General features: G+C 67.8%; 15 protein-coding genes. 8 read left to right on the top strand and 7 right to left on the bottom strand.

What is annotated here, in order from left to right; all coding sequences use genetic code 11:
• Window positions 1–36 precede the first annotated feature (36 nt).
• The gene (locus ACTCB7_RS15655) at window positions 37–273 is read left to right on the top strand and encodes a formate dehydrogenase subunit delta (protein WP_224414374.1); all 237 of its coding nucleotides are present in this window, start codon (window positions 37–39) and stop codon (window positions 271–273) included.
• Between the two features lie 67 nt (window positions 274–340).
• On the top strand, window positions 341–1,141 hold the full coding sequence (locus ACTCB7_RS15660; RefSeq protein ID WP_224414375.1) for an HAD family hydrolase: 801 nt from the start codon (window positions 341–343) through the stop codon (window positions 1,139–1,141).
• Window positions 1,142–1,228: 87 nt separating this feature from the next.
• Here ACTCB7_RS15660 and ACTCB7_RS15665 read toward each other — a convergent pair whose 3' ends face one another.
• The 4 genes from ACTCB7_RS15665 to ACTCB7_RS15680 all read right to left on the bottom strand — a co-directional run bounded on the left by ACTCB7_RS15665 (window position 1,229) and on the right by ACTCB7_RS15680 (window position 5,942).
• A complete protein-coding gene (locus ACTCB7_RS15665; RefSeq protein WP_224414376.1) occupies window positions 1,229–1,669 on the bottom strand; it encodes a universal stress protein in 441 nt (146 codons plus the stop codon).
• A gap of 104 nt (window positions 1,670–1,773) precedes the next feature.
• The gene (locus ACTCB7_RS15670; RefSeq protein WP_463007424.1) at window positions 1,774–2,802 is read right to left on the bottom strand and encodes a TIGR01620 family protein; all 1,029 of its coding nucleotides are present in this window, start codon (window positions 2,800–2,802) and stop codon (window positions 1,774–1,776) included.
• Window positions 2,799–4,205: a YcjX family GTP-binding protein gene (locus ACTCB7_RS15675; protein ID WP_463007425.1), complete on the bottom strand. Its 1,407-nt coding sequence runs from the start codon at window positions 4,203–4,205 to the stop codon at window positions 2,799–2,801. The genes ACTCB7_RS15670 and ACTCB7_RS15675 overlap by 4 nt, the downstream gene beginning before the upstream one ends.
• 132 nt (window positions 4,206–4,337) lie before the next feature.
• Window positions 4,338–5,942, bottom strand: a complete 1,605-nt coding sequence (locus ACTCB7_RS15680; RefSeq protein ID WP_463007426.1) for a solute:sodium symporter family transporter — start codon at window positions 5,940–5,942, stop codon at window positions 4,338–4,340.
• Window positions 5,943–6,184: 242 nt separating this feature from the next.
• Here ACTCB7_RS15680 and ACTCB7_RS15685 point away from each other — a divergent pair, with 242 nt between their 5' ends.
• Both ACTCB7_RS15685 and ACTCB7_RS15690 read left to right on the top strand, forming a co-directional pair.
• Window positions 6,185–6,730, top strand: a complete 546-nt coding sequence (locus tag ACTCB7_RS15685) for a DUF924 family protein (protein ID WP_463007427.1) — start codon at window positions 6,185–6,187, stop codon at window positions 6,728–6,730.
• A gap of 60 nt (window positions 6,731–6,790) precedes the next feature.
• Entirely contained in the window at window positions 6,791–7,036 is a 246-nt protein-coding gene (locus tag ACTCB7_RS15690; RefSeq protein ID WP_463007428.1) for a GlsB/YeaQ/YmgE family stress response membrane protein, read from the top strand.
• 87 nt (window positions 7,037–7,123) lie between these two features.
• Here the strand turns inward: ACTCB7_RS15690 and gabT are convergent, their stop codons facing one another.
• Window positions 7,124–8,401 carry a 4-aminobutyrate--2-oxoglutarate transaminase gene (gene gabT / locus ACTCB7_RS15695; RefSeq protein ID WP_224414381.1) on the bottom strand — a complete coding sequence of 426 codons (1,278 nt, stop codon included), beginning with the start codon at window positions 8,399–8,401 and terminating at the stop codon, window positions 7,124–7,126.
• 235 nt (window positions 8,402–8,636) lie between these two features.
• On the opposite strand from gabT, the gene ACTCB7_RS15700 reads away from it, so the two are divergent.
• Together ACTCB7_RS15700 and ACTCB7_RS15705 are read left to right on the top strand one after the other, a co-directional pair.
• Entirely contained in the window at window positions 8,637–11,087 is a 2,451-nt protein-coding gene (locus tag ACTCB7_RS15700) for a DUF1266 domain-containing protein (protein ID WP_463007429.1), read from the top strand.
• A 237-nt stretch (window positions 11,088–11,324) separates the two neighbouring features.
• Window positions 11,325–11,897: a C40 family peptidase gene (locus ACTCB7_RS15705; protein ID WP_463007430.1), complete on the top strand. Its 573-nt coding sequence runs from the start codon at window positions 11,325–11,327 to the stop codon at window positions 11,895–11,897.
• 10 nt (window positions 11,898–11,907) lie between these two features.
• On the opposite strand, the gene ACTCB7_RS15710 is transcribed toward ACTCB7_RS15705, so the two are convergent.
• Window positions 11,908–12,795, bottom strand: a complete 888-nt coding sequence (locus ACTCB7_RS15710; RefSeq protein WP_463007431.1) for a LysR family transcriptional regulator — start codon at window positions 12,793–12,795, stop codon at window positions 11,908–11,910.
• Between the two features lie 92 nt (window positions 12,796–12,887).
• Here ACTCB7_RS15710 and ACTCB7_RS15715 point away from each other — a divergent pair, with 92 nt between their 5' ends.
• Window positions 12,888–14,090, top strand: coding sequence for an MFS transporter (locus ACTCB7_RS15715; protein ID WP_463007432.1), 1,203 nt, complete (start codon window positions 12,888–12,890; stop codon window positions 14,088–14,090).
• Between the two features lie 12 nt (window positions 14,091–14,102).
• On the opposite strand, the gene msrA is transcribed toward ACTCB7_RS15715, so the two are convergent.
• Window positions 14,103–14,705 (bottom strand): peptide-methionine (S)-S-oxide reductase MsrA, encoded by a 603-nt coding sequence (gene msrA / locus ACTCB7_RS15720; RefSeq protein ID WP_463007433.1) that lies wholly within the window; start codon window positions 14,703–14,705, stop codon window positions 14,103–14,105.
• 128 nt (window positions 14,706–14,833) lie between these two features.
• On the opposite strand from msrA, the gene ACTCB7_RS15725 reads away from it, so the two are divergent.
• Window positions 14,834–16,996, top strand: a complete 2,163-nt coding sequence (locus ACTCB7_RS15725) for an FAD-dependent oxidoreductase (protein ID WP_463007434.1) — start codon at window positions 14,834–14,836, stop codon at window positions 16,994–16,996.
• Window positions 16,997–17,002 lie beyond the last annotated feature (6 nt).

The raw sequence follows: 17,002 nt of genomic DNA on the forward strand, positions 1-17,002 counted from the left end.
CGCGTGGCGCCGGCGGGCGAGGCAGGAGGATTCACGATGCACGATGCGCAGTTGCAGCATTTGATCAAGATGGTCAACCAGATCGCCGCCAATCAGCCTTCCGGCGACAACGGTGCCGAGGAGCGCGTGGCGATGCACCTTCAGAAGTTCTGGGCGCGTGGCATGAAGCAGCAGATCATCGACTACGCCGACCAGGACGGCACGGCGTTGTCACCGCTGGCCCGTCAGGCGGTGGCTCGGCTCAAGGCCCTGCGGCAGGCAAAGGCGGGGTAGCGGGCCCGACAGGGCGACGGGTTTTGCGGTAGCCTGTGGCCCTGTTCGTCAGCCACCAGGATGTCCGATGGATTCCCACCTGATTGTCACGGATCTCGACAATACCCTGCTCGATGATACCCACGCGCTCGACCGCTTCACCATCGACACCTTCCGGGAGCTGGATGCCCGAGGGCACCACATTGCGCTGGCGTCGGGACGCCATTACCACGACATTGCCGCCTTTCGCCGCCATCTGGGCGTTCCCGCCTACATTCTCAGCACCAACGGCGCCCACCTGTACGCGCCGGACGATACCCTGATCGCCGAACAGTGGGTGCCGGCCGCACAGGTGCGCCGGCTGGTCGACATGCCGCGTGAGGCGGACGTCCGGCTCAACTTTTACACCCGCGATGCCTGGCTGATCGATGCGCCGGCACCGGAGCTGCTGGTGCTGCATGCCAGTACCGGCTTCGGTTACCGGGTCGCCGATCTGGCGGCGCACGATGGCGAAGGCGTCGGCAAGGTGCTGTGCATCGGCCGGCCCGAGTCGCTGGCGCGCCTGGAAGCCGCCATTCGCGATGCACTGGGCGAGGCCCTGCATGTCACCTACTCGATGGCCGATTCGCTGGAGATCATGGCCGCAGGGGTCAACAAGGGCACGGCCCTGCAACGGCTGCTGGCCCATCTGGCGCTGCCCGCCGAGCGCTGCCTGGCCTTCGGCGACAATCTCAACGATACCGAGATGCTGGCGCTTGCCGGGCATGCCTTCGTCATGGACAACGCCCATCCGGCGCTGACAGGGCATGTGCCGCATGCCGAACGGATCGGTCACCACCATCCGGATGGTGTCGCCCGGCGGCTGCGGGATTTCTTCGCGCTTGATTGAACTCGCGATCGGTCCGGGCCGCGTATGGCCGACGTGCCAAGTGTCGGGCCGATGCCCGGACGGGCATCGGCACGGGGGAGGCCGCCGTCAGTGAACGGTGACGACGTGGCAGGCCGCGGCGTGAGAGACCTTGTGGGAGACGCTGCCGACCACCAGCCCACGAATGTCGCTGAGTCCGCGGCTGCCCATGACGATCATGTCGGGCTTGGTGCGCTGGGCTTCGTCGAGAATCACCCGCGTGGGGTCGCCCTGGCGCACGTTGCCGTCGACATCGGTGATGCCCTGTTCCCGGGCGGCCTGCAGGGCGGCTTCGAGCATGTCATGGCCGGCGCGTTCGACCTCCGCCTCGGAAGCTTCCATGCGTGCCGCGCCGACGCCCCAGACCAGCAGGGTGTCATGAGCGAGCTGTTCCGGCACGTGCAGGACATGCACTGTTGCCTGATCGGCCCGGGCGATCTTGCAGGCCAGTTCCAGCGCCAGCCTGGCCGCCTCCGAGCCGTCAACGGGTACCAGTATCGTCTTGACCATGTTTTCCCCCGATAGAGTCGTGGTACGAGACTTTCACTCAGTCTAGTCACGAATGCCGGGGGCGGGGCTTGACCGGGGTCAAGACGCCGGGTGCCCTGCAAGAATCAGCGCGGCGGAGTGGCCGACTCCTCCAGGCGCCGTACCCGCTGCCAGAGCTCGTGGCGCAGGTTGGCCAGTCGCGGGTTGTCCGTGTCGTCGAAGGGCAGCGGACGGGTCAGGCGCATGGCGCGCAGTCCCAGCCGGGCCGACAGAAGGCCGATGCCCAGCCCCTGGCCGGCCCGGGTGGAAAGCTTGCTGGCCAGGTTCATCGAGAACAGCTCCATGCTGGCCTCGCTGGCAATCTCGGTGACGCCGGCGAAGGCCAGGTTGGCCAGCACCTGGCGGAACAGGCGCAGGCGGCTGGCGTAGCCGAGTTCCAGGCCGTAGAGCGTGGTGATGCGCTCGAGCATCGCCAGGTTGCGCCAGGCGACCAGCAGCATGTCGACCAGCGTCATCGGGCTGACGGCCACCATCACCGCCGTGTCGCCGGACATGCGCGAGATCAGGCGGCGGGCCTCGCGGTCGCGCGGGGCGAGCAGATGGTGGGCGAGCAGGGTGCGCGTCTCCGCGCCGTCATGGTGCGGTTGATGAGCCGCGCAGAAGGCCTGCCAGTGCGGGTCGTCCCGGTCCAGCTGCAGCTGCTCGCGCAGGCGTTCCGCCAGTCGACCGGCCTGGGCGGCGGAGGCCTCGGGCAGCGCATCCAGCTGCTCGCGCAGGACGGCATGGCGGCGCAGCCGGCGCAGGCGCCACAGCTCGCGGGCCAGGGCCGACCCGCCCAGGCCCAGGGCCAGCAGCAGCAGCGCGCTCCAGGCGCCGCTCAGCGGATCGCCGCCCAGCGTGGCCTGGTAGAGCGTGCGTCCGGCCTCGACGGCCCCCAGCGCCAGGCTGCCGCCGAGCAGGGTCAGCAGCCCCCAGCGGCGCTTGCGGGGCCGGGCCAGGGCGGTGTCCAGCCCCGGGGCGCGGGTGGCGTCGTCCTCTTCCTCGTGAGCGTGGCTGGTGACATCCAGCGGATAATGCTCGGCCGGACGCGGATCGGCCGGGTTCGGCGTGGCGTCGTCCAGCGAGAAGCGTTGACGGGGGCGGGGGGAGGTCATGAGAGCTTGTCTCCGATCAGCCAGTCGAGGGCCGCGTCGAGGCGGATGTGGGGCAGGGCGTCGCCGCGTGCGTCACGCGGCAACGGCCGGAAGTGCTCGAAGGCGAAGCCCTGGCGCTGCCAGAAATCGGTCTCGGGGATCTGGGCGGGCACCTCGCCCGGGAACAGCAGGGCCTCCTCGCCGGCCTGGGTGGTGCCGCGCAGGGCCGGGAAGCGCCGGCCCTGGCGCTCGACCTCGCGCGACTGCGTGGCGCGAATCGAGGCCAGCGACAGCGCCTTGACCGGGATGTCCGCGAAGCGCAGGTCCTGGATCGGCTCGGCGAGCAGCGCCTCGAGCAGGGTGACCAGGTTGGCGTGCTGTTCCGGCGTCACGTGATCGGCCTTGGTGGCGGCGATGGCCAGGCGGTCGATGCGCGGCGCGAAGAGCCGCGACACCAGGCTGCGCTTGCCGTAATGAAAGCTGCGCATCAGCGTCGCCAGGGCACGGGACAGGTCCTCGAAGCGCTCGGGGCCGGCGTTGAGGGCGCCCAGCACGTCCACCAGCACGATCTGGCGGTCGAAGCGCCGGAAATGCTCGCGATAGAAGGGCTTGACCACGTGCTGCTGGTAGTGAGCGAAGCGCCGCGACAGGGTGTGGTAGACGCTGTCCTCGGGCAGGGCCTCCAGGGCCTGGCGGTCGGCCTCGCCGACGCCGGGCAGGGGAAAGAACTGCAGCACCGGTGCCCCGGCCAGGTCCCCCGGCAGCAGGAAGCGGCCCGGCTGCAGATCGGCGAAGCCCGCTTCACGAGCGGCCCGCAGGGTAGCGGCATAGCGCTCGGCGATGGCCGCCAGCTCGGCTTCGTCGGCCGTGGAATCGGGTGTCAACTCGGCGACGGCTTCCAGCCAGTCGGCGGCCAGTTCGCGACGCGCCGGGGTCAGGGCCGCCTGCTGGCGTTCGCTCCAGCTGAGAAAGTCGTGCTCGAGGAGCGGCAGGTCGAGCAGCCATTCGCCGGGATAGTCGAACAGGTCCAGGGTCAGGGTGGCGCTGTCGGCATTCATCATGCCAAACAGGCCGTGGCGCCCCGGGCGGTAGCGGATCTGCAGGCGCAGCTCGCTGATGCCGCGGGTCGGGTCGGGCCAGCGCGGCGGCGTCTCGTCGAGCGCCGCCATGGCCTCGTCGTAGGGAAAGCGCGGCACGGCGAGATCCTGCTGGGCGACGCGTCGGGCGCCCAGCAGGCGGCCCTCGCGGGCACAGGCCATCAGGTCGAGGCGTGCCTCGAGTCCCGCATGGCGCAGCTGGTTGACCAGCGAGGTGAGGAAGGCCGTCTTGCCGGCCCGGGACAGGCCGGTGACCGCCAGGCGCAGCTGACGATCGCGCCCGCGTTCGAGCAGGTTGGTGACTTCGCGTGCCAGGGTCTGGCGCATGATGATCGGGTCCGCCGGAAATTCAGCCCCTAATCTGCGGGCGATTGCCGGGCGTGACAAGTCATGAGGCCCGGAATGCAACGACCCCGCCGAAGGGGCGGGGTCGTCGGGGGCGTGCTGCGGGCGGGTTGCTCAGGAAACGCCGCCGGCGAACGAGGCGTAGATCGCGATGACCAGCACGATCAACACGATCCCGGCAGGGATGGCGCCCTTCCACGGCGTCAGGTCCACCTGGCCGCTGTCCTCGTGCACCCACTCGGTCTCGCGTGGCATGAACTTGCCGATCAGCAGCATGCCGAGCACCAGGATCACGAACACGGCGGCGACGAAGTGATACTGGTTGAGGACATCGAGGATGCCGTTGAACGGCGGCAGGAAGTAGCCGGCGGCGATCACCGCGCAGCCGCCGATCAGCGCGATCTTGGCGGCGATCGCGGGCACGCGCTTGGTCAGCAGGCCGACCAGCACCACCGCGAGGATGGGGATGAAGTACAGGGCGTTCATCTTCTGCAGGTAGCCGAACAGGCTTTCCTGGCCGGCGAGCATCGGTGCGATGGTCATCGAGGCGAAGGCCATGACCCAGCCGAAGATCTTGCCCGAGTTGACGACCTGTTCCTCGGTGGCGTTCTTGTTGATCACCGCCTTGTACAGCCCCAGGCTGAACAGGGTGGTGGTACTGTTGAGCGCCGAGTTGAACGAGGAAAGGATGGCGCCGACCATGACCGCGGCGAAGAAGCCGGTCAGGTAGGGCGGCAGCACGTTGAACACCAGATGCCCGTAGGCCTGGTCGGCGCGGATGCCGTCACCGGCGTAAAGGTTGTAGGCGATGATGCCCGGGACCACCAGGTAGAGCGGGCCGAGCAGCTTGAGCAGGCCGGTGAGGAGCACGCCCTTCTGTCCCTCGGCCAGGGTCTTGGCGGCGAAGGTCCGCTGGATGATCTGCTGGTTGGTGGTCCAGTAGAACAGGTTGATCAAAAAGACCCCGGTGAACAGGGTGGCGAAGGGGACCTGCTGGTCGGCACCGCCGATCGAGTTGAGCTTGTCGGGGCTCTGCTGCTTGAGTGCTTCCCAGCCGGCCGCCACGCCATGGCCGTCGCCCACGGCCTGCAGGCCGAAGTAGACCACCACGAAGCCGCCGATCAGCAGGCCGATGCCGTTGAGGGTGTCGGAGACCGCCACGGTGCGCAGACCGCCGAACAGGGCGTAGATCGAGCCGATCAGACCCACGACCCAGACGGTGCCCCACAACAGGGTGGTGCTGGACTCGATGCCGGTCAGCCCGGGCAGGTCGAGCATGCCCTGCAGGCCCACGGCGCCGGAGTAGAGAATGATCGGCAGCAGGATCACCGCATAGGCGAGCAGGAAGATGATGTTGCAGATCAGCTGGGTGCCGGCGTCGAAGCGGATCTCCAGCAGCTGCGGCACGGTGGCGATGCCGCTGCGCAGAAAGCGCGGCAGGAAGAACAGGGCCAGAGCCACCAGGGCCACCACGGCGACCACTTCCCAGGCCATCACGCTCAGCCCGTCGGTGAAGGCGCTGCCGTTGAGGCCGACCATCTGTTCGGTGGAAAGGTTGGTCATCAACAGCGAACCGGCGATCAGCGGGAAGGTCAGGCTGCGGCCGGCGAGGAAGTAGCCACGGGTGCTCTGATGGTCATCGCGGCGGGTGATGCGCCAGGTGATGAAGGCCACCAGTCCCGTGAAGAAGAGAAACGAGATCAGGGTAAGGGCGTGCATAGGGGGTTCTGAGTCCTTGGGTGACTTGTCGATTCAGCCTGGTGGCTGTATCGGCTCGGGCAGGCTCCGCTGCGTCTCACGGCGAGACGAAAGTATATGGGCGTGAATCGATTCTGCCATTATCCATTTGTCGGACATAGTATTGTTAAACGTTATGAAATATGCTTTTGCTCGCCCAACCCTCACCCTGCCGAGCGCCGTGACGGCCCGGGCGCGAGGCCGAAACCGTGGAGGATGCCGACATGACTGAAGGCCACGAGAGCGTGCTCGATTTCTGGTTCCGTGAGCTCGCCCCCCGGCAGTGGTTCCGCAAGGACCCGGCGCTCGATCGCTGCATCGAGACACGCTTTCGCGCGATATGGGAGGCGGCCCGTGCTGGCGAGCTGTGGCCCTGGCGCGACTCGCCCCACGGCCGGCTGGCGGAGGTCCTCGTGCTCGACCAGTTCTCGCGCAATCTGTTTCGCGACCGCCCCGAGGCCTTCGCCCAGGACGCCCAGGCCCTGGTGCTGGCGCAGGAGGCCGTCGCCGCGGGTGTCGACGCCGAGCTCGAGACATCGCAGCGGGTTTTCCTCTACATGCCCTACATGCACAGCGAATCGCTGCGCATTCACGACGAGGCCGTGAAGCTGTTCGATCAGCCGGGGCTGGAGAATAACCTCGAGTACGAGCATCGCCACCGGCGGATTCTCGAGCGCTTCGGCCGCTATCCGCATCGCAACGCCATTCTCGGTCGTGAGTCGACGCCCGAGGAAGTCGAGTTTCTCCGTCAGCCGGGGTCGTCTTTCTGAGAGGAGCTGTGGCACCCTGACCGGACTTCCTCACGAATCGTGCAACGCAAGGAGGCCGCTATGGGCTTGATTTTGTGGTTGATCATCGGTGGTCTGGCCGGCTGGATCGCCGGCAACATCATGCGTGGCGGAGGCTTCGGCATCCTCGGCAACATCGGGGTGGGGGTCGTCGGGGCGTTGATCGGCGGCTTTCTGTTCAGCCTGCTGGGGCTCTCCTCGAGCGGCTTCATCGGCTCGCTGGTGACCGCCACGGTCGGCGCGGTGGTGCTGCTGTGGGCCGTCGCCAAGCTGCGCAAGTCGTCATGACCGCCGGCACCGCGTCTCGAGGGTGAGACGCGGTGCCCTGCCTGCTTTTCCTTCAACGGTCTTTCCCGCCCGGCGACGTTACGTCGTTCAGCCGCTCAGTTCGGTCAGGCATTCCTCGATGATGGCCAGTCCTTCCTCGAGCACGTCGTCACCGATGGTCACCGGCATCAGAAAGCGGATGGTGTTGCCGTACAGGCCGCAGGAAAGCAGGATCAGCCCCTTCTCGCGGGCGCGCTTGCACAGTGCCCCGGCGAGGTCGGCATCGGGCGTGTGGGCGTTCTTGTCGGTGACCAGCTCGAATGCCGCCATGGCGCCCATGTTGCGCGGGTTGTCGACACAGGCGAAGTCCTTCTGCCACTGGTTGAACCGTTTGACAAGCTTGTCGCCCAGCGCACGGCTCTTGCCGAGAATATCCTCCTCCTCGAAGACGTCGAGTACCGCCAGTACCGCGGCGCAGGACACCGGGCTACCGGTGTAGGTGCCGCCCAGCGAGTTGCCGCCGGAGGCATCCATGTGCTTGTCGGTGCCCACCACGGCGGAGATCGGCATGCCGTCGGCCATGCTCTTGGCCATGGTGATGATGTCGGGTTCGACACCGCTGTGTTCGATGGCGAACAGCTTGCCGGTACGCCCGAAGCCGCTCTGTACCTCGTCGACGATCATCAGCATGCCGTGCTCGTCGCAGATCTCGCGGATCTTCTCCAGGAAGCTCGTCGGCGCGGCATAGAAACCGCCTTCACCGAGTACCGGCTCGAGCACGATTGCCGCGGTATCCTTGGGGTTGGCGTCGGTCTTGAGGGCCATCTTCAGGCCGCGCAGCGCCTCGTCCTCGCTGACGCCGTGGTAGGGCACCGGGTAGGGCGCGCGGAAAACATTGCCTGGCATGCTGCCGAAGTCCGTGGCGTAGGGGGCGACCTTGCCGTTCATCGCCATGGTCATGAAGGTACGGCCGTGATAGCCCCCATCGAAGCAGATGACGTTGTTCTTGCCGGTGGCCGCGCGCGCGACCTTGACGGCATTCTCGAGCGCCTCGGCGCCGGAGTTGGCCAGCATGACCTTGGCATGGCCGCGGACCGGCGTGAGCTGACTGAGCCGCTCGGCCACCCGCACATAGCCCTCGTAGGGCATGACCGTCTGGCAGGTATGCATCACCTTGTCGAGCTGGGCCTTGACCGCCTCGACCACCTTCGGATGGCGGTGTCCGATGTTGAGTACGCCGATGCCCCCGGCGAAATCGATGAAACGCTTGCCGTCCGCGTCCCACAGTTCGGCGTTTTCCGCGCGGTCGGCGAACTGGGTGGCCGGGCTGGCGGCGCCGCTGGCGACGTAGCGCTGCTTGAGCTCGTTGAGCTGGGCGTTGTTCATGCTGGCCTCCTTGATACCGGGTGAGAGTCGATGCGAGGAGCGCACGGTCAATCGGCGTCCCGCAGGGCGTCGAAACGGCACGCTTGTGGAAAGCGTCGTACACGGAGTGGGAATCCGGCAAGCTGGCCGGGTATCCCGGCTCCCCATACGACATCCTGCCCATCGGCGAACGCCGGGGATTCCGCTACACTATCTCGCCCGAATTTCCGCTCATGCCAATCAACAGAGGTGTGCCTTGGTCGATCCGCTCTATGCCTGGTGGGCCCAACAGCTGGTGTTATGTGGCTGGACCTTTGACCCCGATCCCACATCGCTGGAACCGGCCCTGGCCACCGAGCGGCTCGTCCAGCTGGGCGTGCCGGAGCGCGGCGAGCTGGCATGGCGGCTTCTTGAAGCCTTCCCCGGAGGGCGTGCCAATCCGCAGACGCAGCTGGAGGCGCTGGAACTGCTGGCACTGGCCGCGGCGGCCCGGTGGCTGCCCAACGAGCGCGTGGAAGCCTGGTTGCATGCCCTGGGTCGTGACATTCATCAGCATCACGACACCCTGGACGCCTGGCTGGAGGCGTTGCGCCAGGCACGCCGCGATGCGGGCTGGCACCATGGCGACGAGGCCTTTGCGCTGGCCGGCGAGGCCCTGTCGGCTCTCGAGGCCGAGGGTGATGGCGTTACCTGGGCGCATCTGGACGACGCCTTGAACCGCCGCGTTTCGGGCACGCCGTGGCCCGAGGCGCCGGGCGCCTGGCGAATTCGCGCCGCCTTCGCGCCATTGCTGGTGCTGCCGCCGAGCCGCCTTCCCGACTGGCCGGATGCCGCGACCTGGCTGGATCAGGGCTGGCAGATCCGCGGGCGCGACGAGCTGATCCGCGTGCTGCTGTGGCTGGCCTCGCAGGGGCATCGCTACGGCTGGGACATCGATGCGGCGCGGCTGCTCGAGATGGATGGCGACGCGCGTCAGGCGTGGCTCAATGGGCTGGGCGAGCAGCGCCGCTACGGCAAGGTCATGCTGGGGTTTCTGTCGCGGGGCGAGCCGCTGGAGTGGGCGGCCTGGGACTGGCTGCGACTGGTGGATCTGGCCTGTGCGGGCGCCGCCCTGGGCTGGCTCGAGCCCGAGGAAGCCGAGCAGTTCGCCGGACATGCGGCCGACCTGCTGATGCGGCGTTACAGCGACTGGACCGCCGTCACCCTGGCCTATCAGCGAGGGCGCAGCCTGTTCGACGGGCGCGATGGCATGGCCTCGCACGCCCGGGACTGGGCCTTGCTGCTGCACTCGCCGCTCAGTCCCTGGCGGGTGCCGCTGGCCGAGCTGCTCGATGAGCCGGCCCGGGAGGCCTCACGCCGGGCGATGCGTGGCTGGCGGCAGGAGGCGCGTCATTGGTTGCTGGCGCTGGCCTCGGTGCGCGAACCCGACCTGCTCTACCGGCAGGGGGTGGTCACGCCCATCGAGGTCTCGCGGCAGCAGGACGTGCGCCGCTATCTGCAGGAGACGCTGGGACTCTTTCCCGACGAAGGTGTGCCGGGCATGGCACGCTTCTGGCTGCCGGCTCAGGTGCATCATCTCAACCAGTTAGCCGCGGACGCGATGCACGGCACGCTGCCCTCGCTGGAAACCGGGTTCGGCCGTCCGGCGCCCGAGGCGGTGGCCCAGCGCGACGGCCTCAAACGCTGTGCCCGCCACGCGGCCACGATCTACATGGCCGAGAAATACGCCTTCTACCTGCTGATGGCGAGTGACAGCGGTGACTTCGACCCTGACGGCATCGCCGGTCTGGCCGAGTCGCTGCGCGGGGTGCTGTGTCGCTTCTACCCGGACGCACGGCGGCTGCTCGATGCCTGGGCGGCCTGGGAGCAGGCATTGCCCGAGCTGCCTGACGATACGCTGATTCACGAGATTCGCTGGCATCGCGACGACCCGGGCAGCCCGTTTCACTGGCTGGACTGGCGGCAGGTGGCCTGGCGCGAGCCCGGGCCGCGTCCTTCGCTCGACCGGTTCACCGCACTGGCGCTGGCGGGTCCGCTCAACGCTGGTCCCTGGGCGGAGCCGCAACCGGAGAGTCGCCATGAGCAAACGGCGCTGGGTGAATGGCTGGAGTCGCAGTATGGCCTCAACAGCGCCGCGGAGCTCAGCGAGTTCCTGACGTTCCTGCTCGAGGTGGGCGATCGTCAGGAATACCAGGTCAATTACGCGCCCTATACCCTCAATACGCGCCGTCTCGATGAAGAGATCGCCATCCTCGAATCCGGGGACTGTGACGAGGAGGCGCGCAACCATCTGCTGCGGCTCCGGCGGGTACGGGGCAATGTCGATGGCTGCAACGAGGTCGACATGACCGCCTGGGACGTCGCCCAGGCGGTGGACATTGCCGCGGCCGGTCGGGGCATGGGGTGGCTCGACCGGGATGCTTACTTGGCGCTGCTGGATACCGCGCAGGGCCTGGCCCGGGCGCATTACGGCAACTGGCGGGACTATGCCCGCGGCCTGTATGCCGGCTTTTCCTTCTTCATGGGCGAAACCGAGGATCGCCAGACGTTGCTCGACAGCTTCCGGCAGGCGCTGGGTGCCTGGCTGAGCGGGGCGCCGCCGCTGGCCGGTGCCTGGGCGAGTCTCGACTTCCCCGGTGCGCGACCGCGCCACTCCTCGCCGCTGCATATCGATACCCTGCCGGGGGACGCGCGTACGCTGCACTGAGGCGGCTCCCCGGGGCCGCCGTTGGTCGCGGATGACAAGCCCGCCGGTGTTGCCTATCATCGGGCGAAACCGGCAGGGCATGGTGCCCTGCGTCAATTCAACATGCGCTCGGAGTCGGCGCCAGGCCGTTGAGGGAGTGGTACCCGGGCATCACTCCCCCAGCGACATGCCGTTCGTGACGGTCACGGCGGGTCGGCTCCTCCATCACGATAGGGTTGCTGGATGCTCCGTGTCTGCGTGTCCGCCCTGGCTGTGGCCGGGCTGCTGGCCGGCTGTGCCGCCACACCGTCAACCGAGCCCACCGCGCCGCGCGAGACGTCAAAGGCGCCGTCGCCGAGAAGCGACCTGCCCGCCGATCGGCTGGCCGAGCAGATCCTGCGCTTTCGCCAGGCGTCCCCCAGCCTGATCCGCGAGGCCCTGCTCGACGAGCACGAGCGCTGGGTCGGAACGCCCTATGTGCTGGGCGGCGACAGCCGCCGCGGCATCGACTGTTCGGCACTGATGCAGCGTATCTTCAGCGAGGCGTTCGCCGTCAGCCTGCCGCGCACCACCGACGATCAGGTGCGGGAAGGGGAGCAGGTCACCCGCGACGAGCTCCAGGCCGGTGACCTGATATTCTTCCGTCCGCCCGGACCCTACAACCACGTCGGCGTCTATGTCGGCAGCGGGCGCTTCCTGCATGCTTCCACGTCGCGGGGGGTGAAGATATCCCGGCTCGACAACGTCTACTGGCGCCGCTACTACTGGCAGGCACGGCGCCCGCTGCCGCGTGTCGAGCTGGCCCAGCGCTGGCTGCTGGCCCGTGAATGAGCGGCGGGCGTCATAGCTGGGCACGATGCTCGAGCACGAAGTCGACGAAGGCGCTTTCCGCGCGGGACAGATAGGCGCCGCGTGACCACGCCAGCGACAGGTCGAGCCAGGCGGGCGGATCGAGGGGCACCGCCGCCAGATCCTCCTCCGTCACCACCCGGCGCAGGAAGGTGGTGATGCCGAACCCCTGGCGCACGATCGCCTTGGTCAAGGCAATGAGGTTGGACTGAAAGGCGATCTGCGGCTGGCGCCCGAGTTCACCGGCCAAGCGGTCGACGAACTCGCGATGGAAATACCCGTCCTGAAAGAGCACCAGCGGTTCGTTGAAGACCTCCTCGGCCGTCACGCGGCGACGCGTGGCAAAACGGTGATCCCGCGGCACGCAGACCACCATCTCTTCACTGAGCAGTTCGTGCTGCTCGAGCGTGGTCAGCTCGGGGGCCGAGATGATCACCCCCAGATCAAGCTCGCCGTCGGCGATCATCCGCTGCAGGCGCCGCGTTCCCGCTTCCACGACCGTCAGGCGAATCCCCGGATGGCGGGCCTTGAAGCCCATCAGCACCGGCGGGAAATAGTACGATCCCAGCATCGACGGAATCCCGATGCGTACCTCGCCCTTGACCAGTCCGTGAACCTCGCGCATGGCCAGATGCACCGCATCGGCATGTTCCAGCAGCGCTCGTGCCTTGTCCCGCAGCAGGTCTCCTTCCGGGGTCAGGGTGATGCGTCGCTCGTGGCGGTGAAAGAGCGTCAGCTCCAGGCGCGACTCGAGGGTGGCGACGGTCTGGCTGACCGCGGACTGAGCCAGGTGCAGCTCGCGAGCGGCACGTGTGAAGCCACCGTGGTCGGCCACGGCGAGGAAGACGCGCAGGGCGCGCAGGTCGAAGGGCAGGGGCATCACAAAATCCGATCGTTATCATCTTCAAGCACTATTTGGCCGATGATAGCGCGATGGGCGATGCTATGCGCCCGTCACTGCTGGAGAAACACATGATTGAAGCGCACAGTCGCGACTGGTGGCGTGCCACGCTGGCACTCTGCCTGGGCTCCTTCACCGTCTTCGTCAACCTGTATGCCGCCCAGCCGCTGCTGCCCGACCTGCGGGTGGCGTTCGGTGTCTCGACGCTGTCCAGCGCCATGGTCATGGGCGTGGCGACGCTGACCCTGGCCGGTTCACTGCTGATCTACGGCCCACTCTCCGACGCTATCGGCCGCGGCGCGATCATGCGCGTGAGCCTGCTGGTAGCGGCGCTGTGCTCGCTATTGCTGCCCTGGGTGCCCGATTTCACCAGCCTGCTGGTTCTGCGGGCCCTGCAGGGGCTGGCCCTGGGCGGACTGCCGGCGGTGGCGATTGCCTGGATGGGGGACGAGTTCGACCGGCGCGCCCTGATGCTGGCCGTGGGGCTGTACATCAGCGCCAATACCCTGGGCGGCATCGGCGGCCGGGTGGTCGGCGGCTTTGCCGGCGAGTACGGCGGCTGGCAGGCGAGCTTCCTGACCGTCGGGGCGCTGAGCCTGGTCTGTCTGGCGGTCTTCTGGCGCCTGCTGCCCCCGGCGCGCAATTTCCGGCCCGCCTCGCTGCGGCTCGACGTGGCGCTCGGCGGCATGCGCGCGCATCTGCGCAACCCGTTGCTGCTGGCCGCCTATCTGATCGGCGGGCTGAATTTCCTGATCTTCATCAACCAGTACAGCTACATGACGTTCCGCCTGAGCGATGCGCCGTATTCGCTGACGACCCAGTGGCTGGGGATGATCTTCGTCACCTATCTCGGCGGCACCCTGGGCTCGGCGCTGTCCGGACGTGTGGCGCAGAAGCTGGCCCAGCCGCTGTGCATGCTGCTGGGCATCGGCATCTTCATGCTGGGCAGCCTGGTCACGCTCAGCGAGTCACTGGCCGGCATCCTGGCGGGGCTGACCATCAATGCCTTCGGGTTTTTCTTCTGCCACTCGATGGCCTCGAGCTGGGTGAGCCGGCAGGCGACCCAGGCCCGCGGGACCGCTTCGGCCCTGTATCTGGTGTGCTACTACCTGGGCGCGAGTCTCGGTGGCTTCTATCTGGAGCCCTGGTGGCAGGCCGGCGGCTGGCCGGCCCTGGTGGCGGGCTCCTGGCTGGTGCTGCTGGTGACGCTGACGACGGCGGTGTGGCTGTGGCGGCGCGAGCGGCGTCCGCAGGCCGCTGTCAGCCAGGGGTGATATTCCCGCGCTTCACTCGCCGGGGCGGCCGGCCTGGTCGCCCCAGATTTCCTTGAGGCGTGCTTCACGGCCGCAACCGGCCTTGTAGAAGTGATAGCGGATGGGATTCTTGCGGTAGTAGTCCTGATGGTACGTCTCGGCCTTCCAGAAGTCCCTGGCGGGGACGATCTGTGTGGCGATCGGCCGCTCGAAACGCTTGGCCAGTGCCGCGCGGCTCTGCTCGGCGAGCTGTTTCTGCCGCTCGTCGTGATAGAAGATTGCACTGCGATACTGGTTGCCGGCATCACAGAACTGACGATTCTCGGCAAAGGGGTCGATGTTGTGCCAGAACGCCCGCAGCAGGGTGGCATAGTCCACCCGCTGCGGGTCGTAGGCCACTTCCACGGCTTCGGCGTGACCGGTGCCGCCCGCCGAGACCTGCTTGTAGGTCGGGTGGCGCTGGTCACCGCCGGTATAGCCTGAAGTGGTGCTGATCACACCCTCGACCTGGTCGAAGGCCTCCTCGACACACCAGAAGCAGCCACCGGCGAAGGTGGCGGTGCGGGTCTCCCCGGCCTGGGCCGGGAGGACTCCGGCGGCCATCACGAGCAGCAGGGTCAGTATCGCGAGACGCATGGCGGGAACCTCTTGAATCGTCGATGTCAGGGCGGTCGCGTGAATCCGCAACGCGAGTTCGTCAGTATAACGGTACGGTTCGCATCGCCTGCCGGATGCGCTTTCCTTCATCGACGAGGAGTCCCGACGTGACGCGACCCCGCCTGATTGCCCTGCTCGTGCTGCTGGCGCTCATCGCGCTGTTCTTCCTGGCCGGTGCCGATGACTGGCTGACGCTGCAAACCCTCAAGGCGCGTCAGGCCGATTTTCAGGCGTGGTTCGCCGCCCAGCCGTTGGTGGTGGCCGGCGGTTTCTTCGCCGGGTATGTGCTGATGGCGGCGCTCTCGCTACCCGGTGCAGCGCTGCTGACCCTGCTGGCGGGGGCACTGTTCGGCCTGGCGCAGGGTGTCATCATCGTCTCGTTTGCCAGCAGCTTCGGTGCCGTGCTGGCCTTTCTGGTCGCGCGCTGGCTGGCCCGGGAGAGCGTCGAGCGGCGCTTCGCGCGCCAGCTGCAACGCATCAACGACGGCATTCGCCGCGAGGGGGCCGTCTATCTGTTCACGCTGCGGCTGGTGCCGCTGTTTCCCTTCTTCGTGATCAATCTGGTGATGGGGCTGACGCGCATGCGGGTCGGCACCTTCTACTGGGTCAGCCAGCTGGGCATGCTGCCGGGCACCGTGGTCTACGTGAATGCCGGGCGCGCGCTCGGCGAGGTCGATGCGGTCGGCGACGTGCTGTCGCCCACCCTGGTGGCCTCGTTCGTGCTGCTGGGCGTGTTCCCGCTGCTCGCCCGGCGCGTTGCCACCTGGGTCGAGCGGCGTCGCCTGACGAAGCGCTACCCACGGCCGAAGGGGTTCGACTACGACGTGGTGGTGATCGGTGCCGGCTCGGCCGGGCTGGTGGCCAGCTACATCGCCAGCGCCTTGCAGGCCCGGGTGGCGCTGGTCGAGCGCGAGCGCATGGGCGGGGACTGCCTGAATACCGGTTGTGTGCCTTCCAAGGCGCTGATACACGCAGCGCGGCTGGCCCAGCGCGTGCGCGAGGCGCCGGCCCGGGGCATTCAGGTCGAGGCGCCGCGTGTCGATTTTTCCACGGTGATGGCCGGCGTGTATCAGGCCGTCGAGGCGGTGGCGCCGCATGACAGCCCCGAGCGTTACCGTTCGCTGGGCGTCGAGGTGGTCGAAGGCACGGCGCATCTGCAGACGCCCTGGGAAGTCCGCGTCGGCGAGCGCGTGCTGACCACTCGGCACGTGATTCTCGCCACCGGGGCGCGTCCGCGCGTTCCGGCGCTGCCGGGGCTCGAGGCGGGCGTCTGTCTGACCACCGAGACGCTCTGGCGGCTCGAGCGTTTGCCCGAGCACCTGCTGGTGCTGGGCGGCGGCCCGGTGGGCTGTGAACTGGGCCAGGCCTTCGCGCGTCTGGGCAGTCGGGTCACGCTGGTGCAGCGGGCCGAACGATTGCTGCCGCGCGAAGATGCCGATGTCAGCGAACCGCTGCGCAAGCGTCTCGTCGCCGAAGGGGTCGAGGTTCATCGGCAGACCCGGGCGTTGCGGGTCGAGCGCGATTCCGCCATGCCGAACGGGCGCTGCCTGGTGGTCGAGTCGGGGGAGGGCGCCCGGCAGCGGCTGCCGTTCTCGGACCTGCTGCTGGCGGTGGGGCGCGAGGCCAACGTCGCGGGGCTGGGGCTGGAGGCGCTGGGCATCGAGCTCGACGCCGGGGGCACTGTCGCGGTCGATACCACCCTGCGCAGCCTTCAGCCCAATATCTGGGCCTGCGGCGATGTCGCCAGCCCCCATCAGTTTACCCATGCCGGGGCGCATCAGGCCTGGCACGCCACGATCAATGCCCTGTTCGGCGAATTTCGGCGCTTTGCGGTCGATGACAGCAACCTGCCGTCCCTGACCTTCACCGAACCCGAGGTCGGTCGGGTGGGCCTCAACGAGCAGGAAGCCAATGCCCGGAACGTGGCCTTCGAGGTGACCCGCTACGCCTTCGGCGAACTCGACCGGGCGATCGTCGACGGGCGGACCGACGGCTTCATCAAGGTGCTCACGGTACCCGGCAAGGATCGCATCCTCGGGGCGAGCGTGGTCGGCGATGCCGCCGGGGAACTGCTGGCCGAGTTCACCCTCGCCATGACCCACGGCCTCGGCCTCGGCAAGCTGCTGGGCACGATCCATGCCTACCCCACCTATGCGGAGGCGGCCAGGGCCACCGCCGGGGTCTGGCGCAATGCCCACAAGCCCCAGCGGCTGCTGGACCTGCTGGGGCGCTATTTCGCCTGGCGCCGACGCGGCGCCGATCGCGACTGACAAGAC

This window comes from Modicisalibacter sp., from assembly GCF_055145905.1.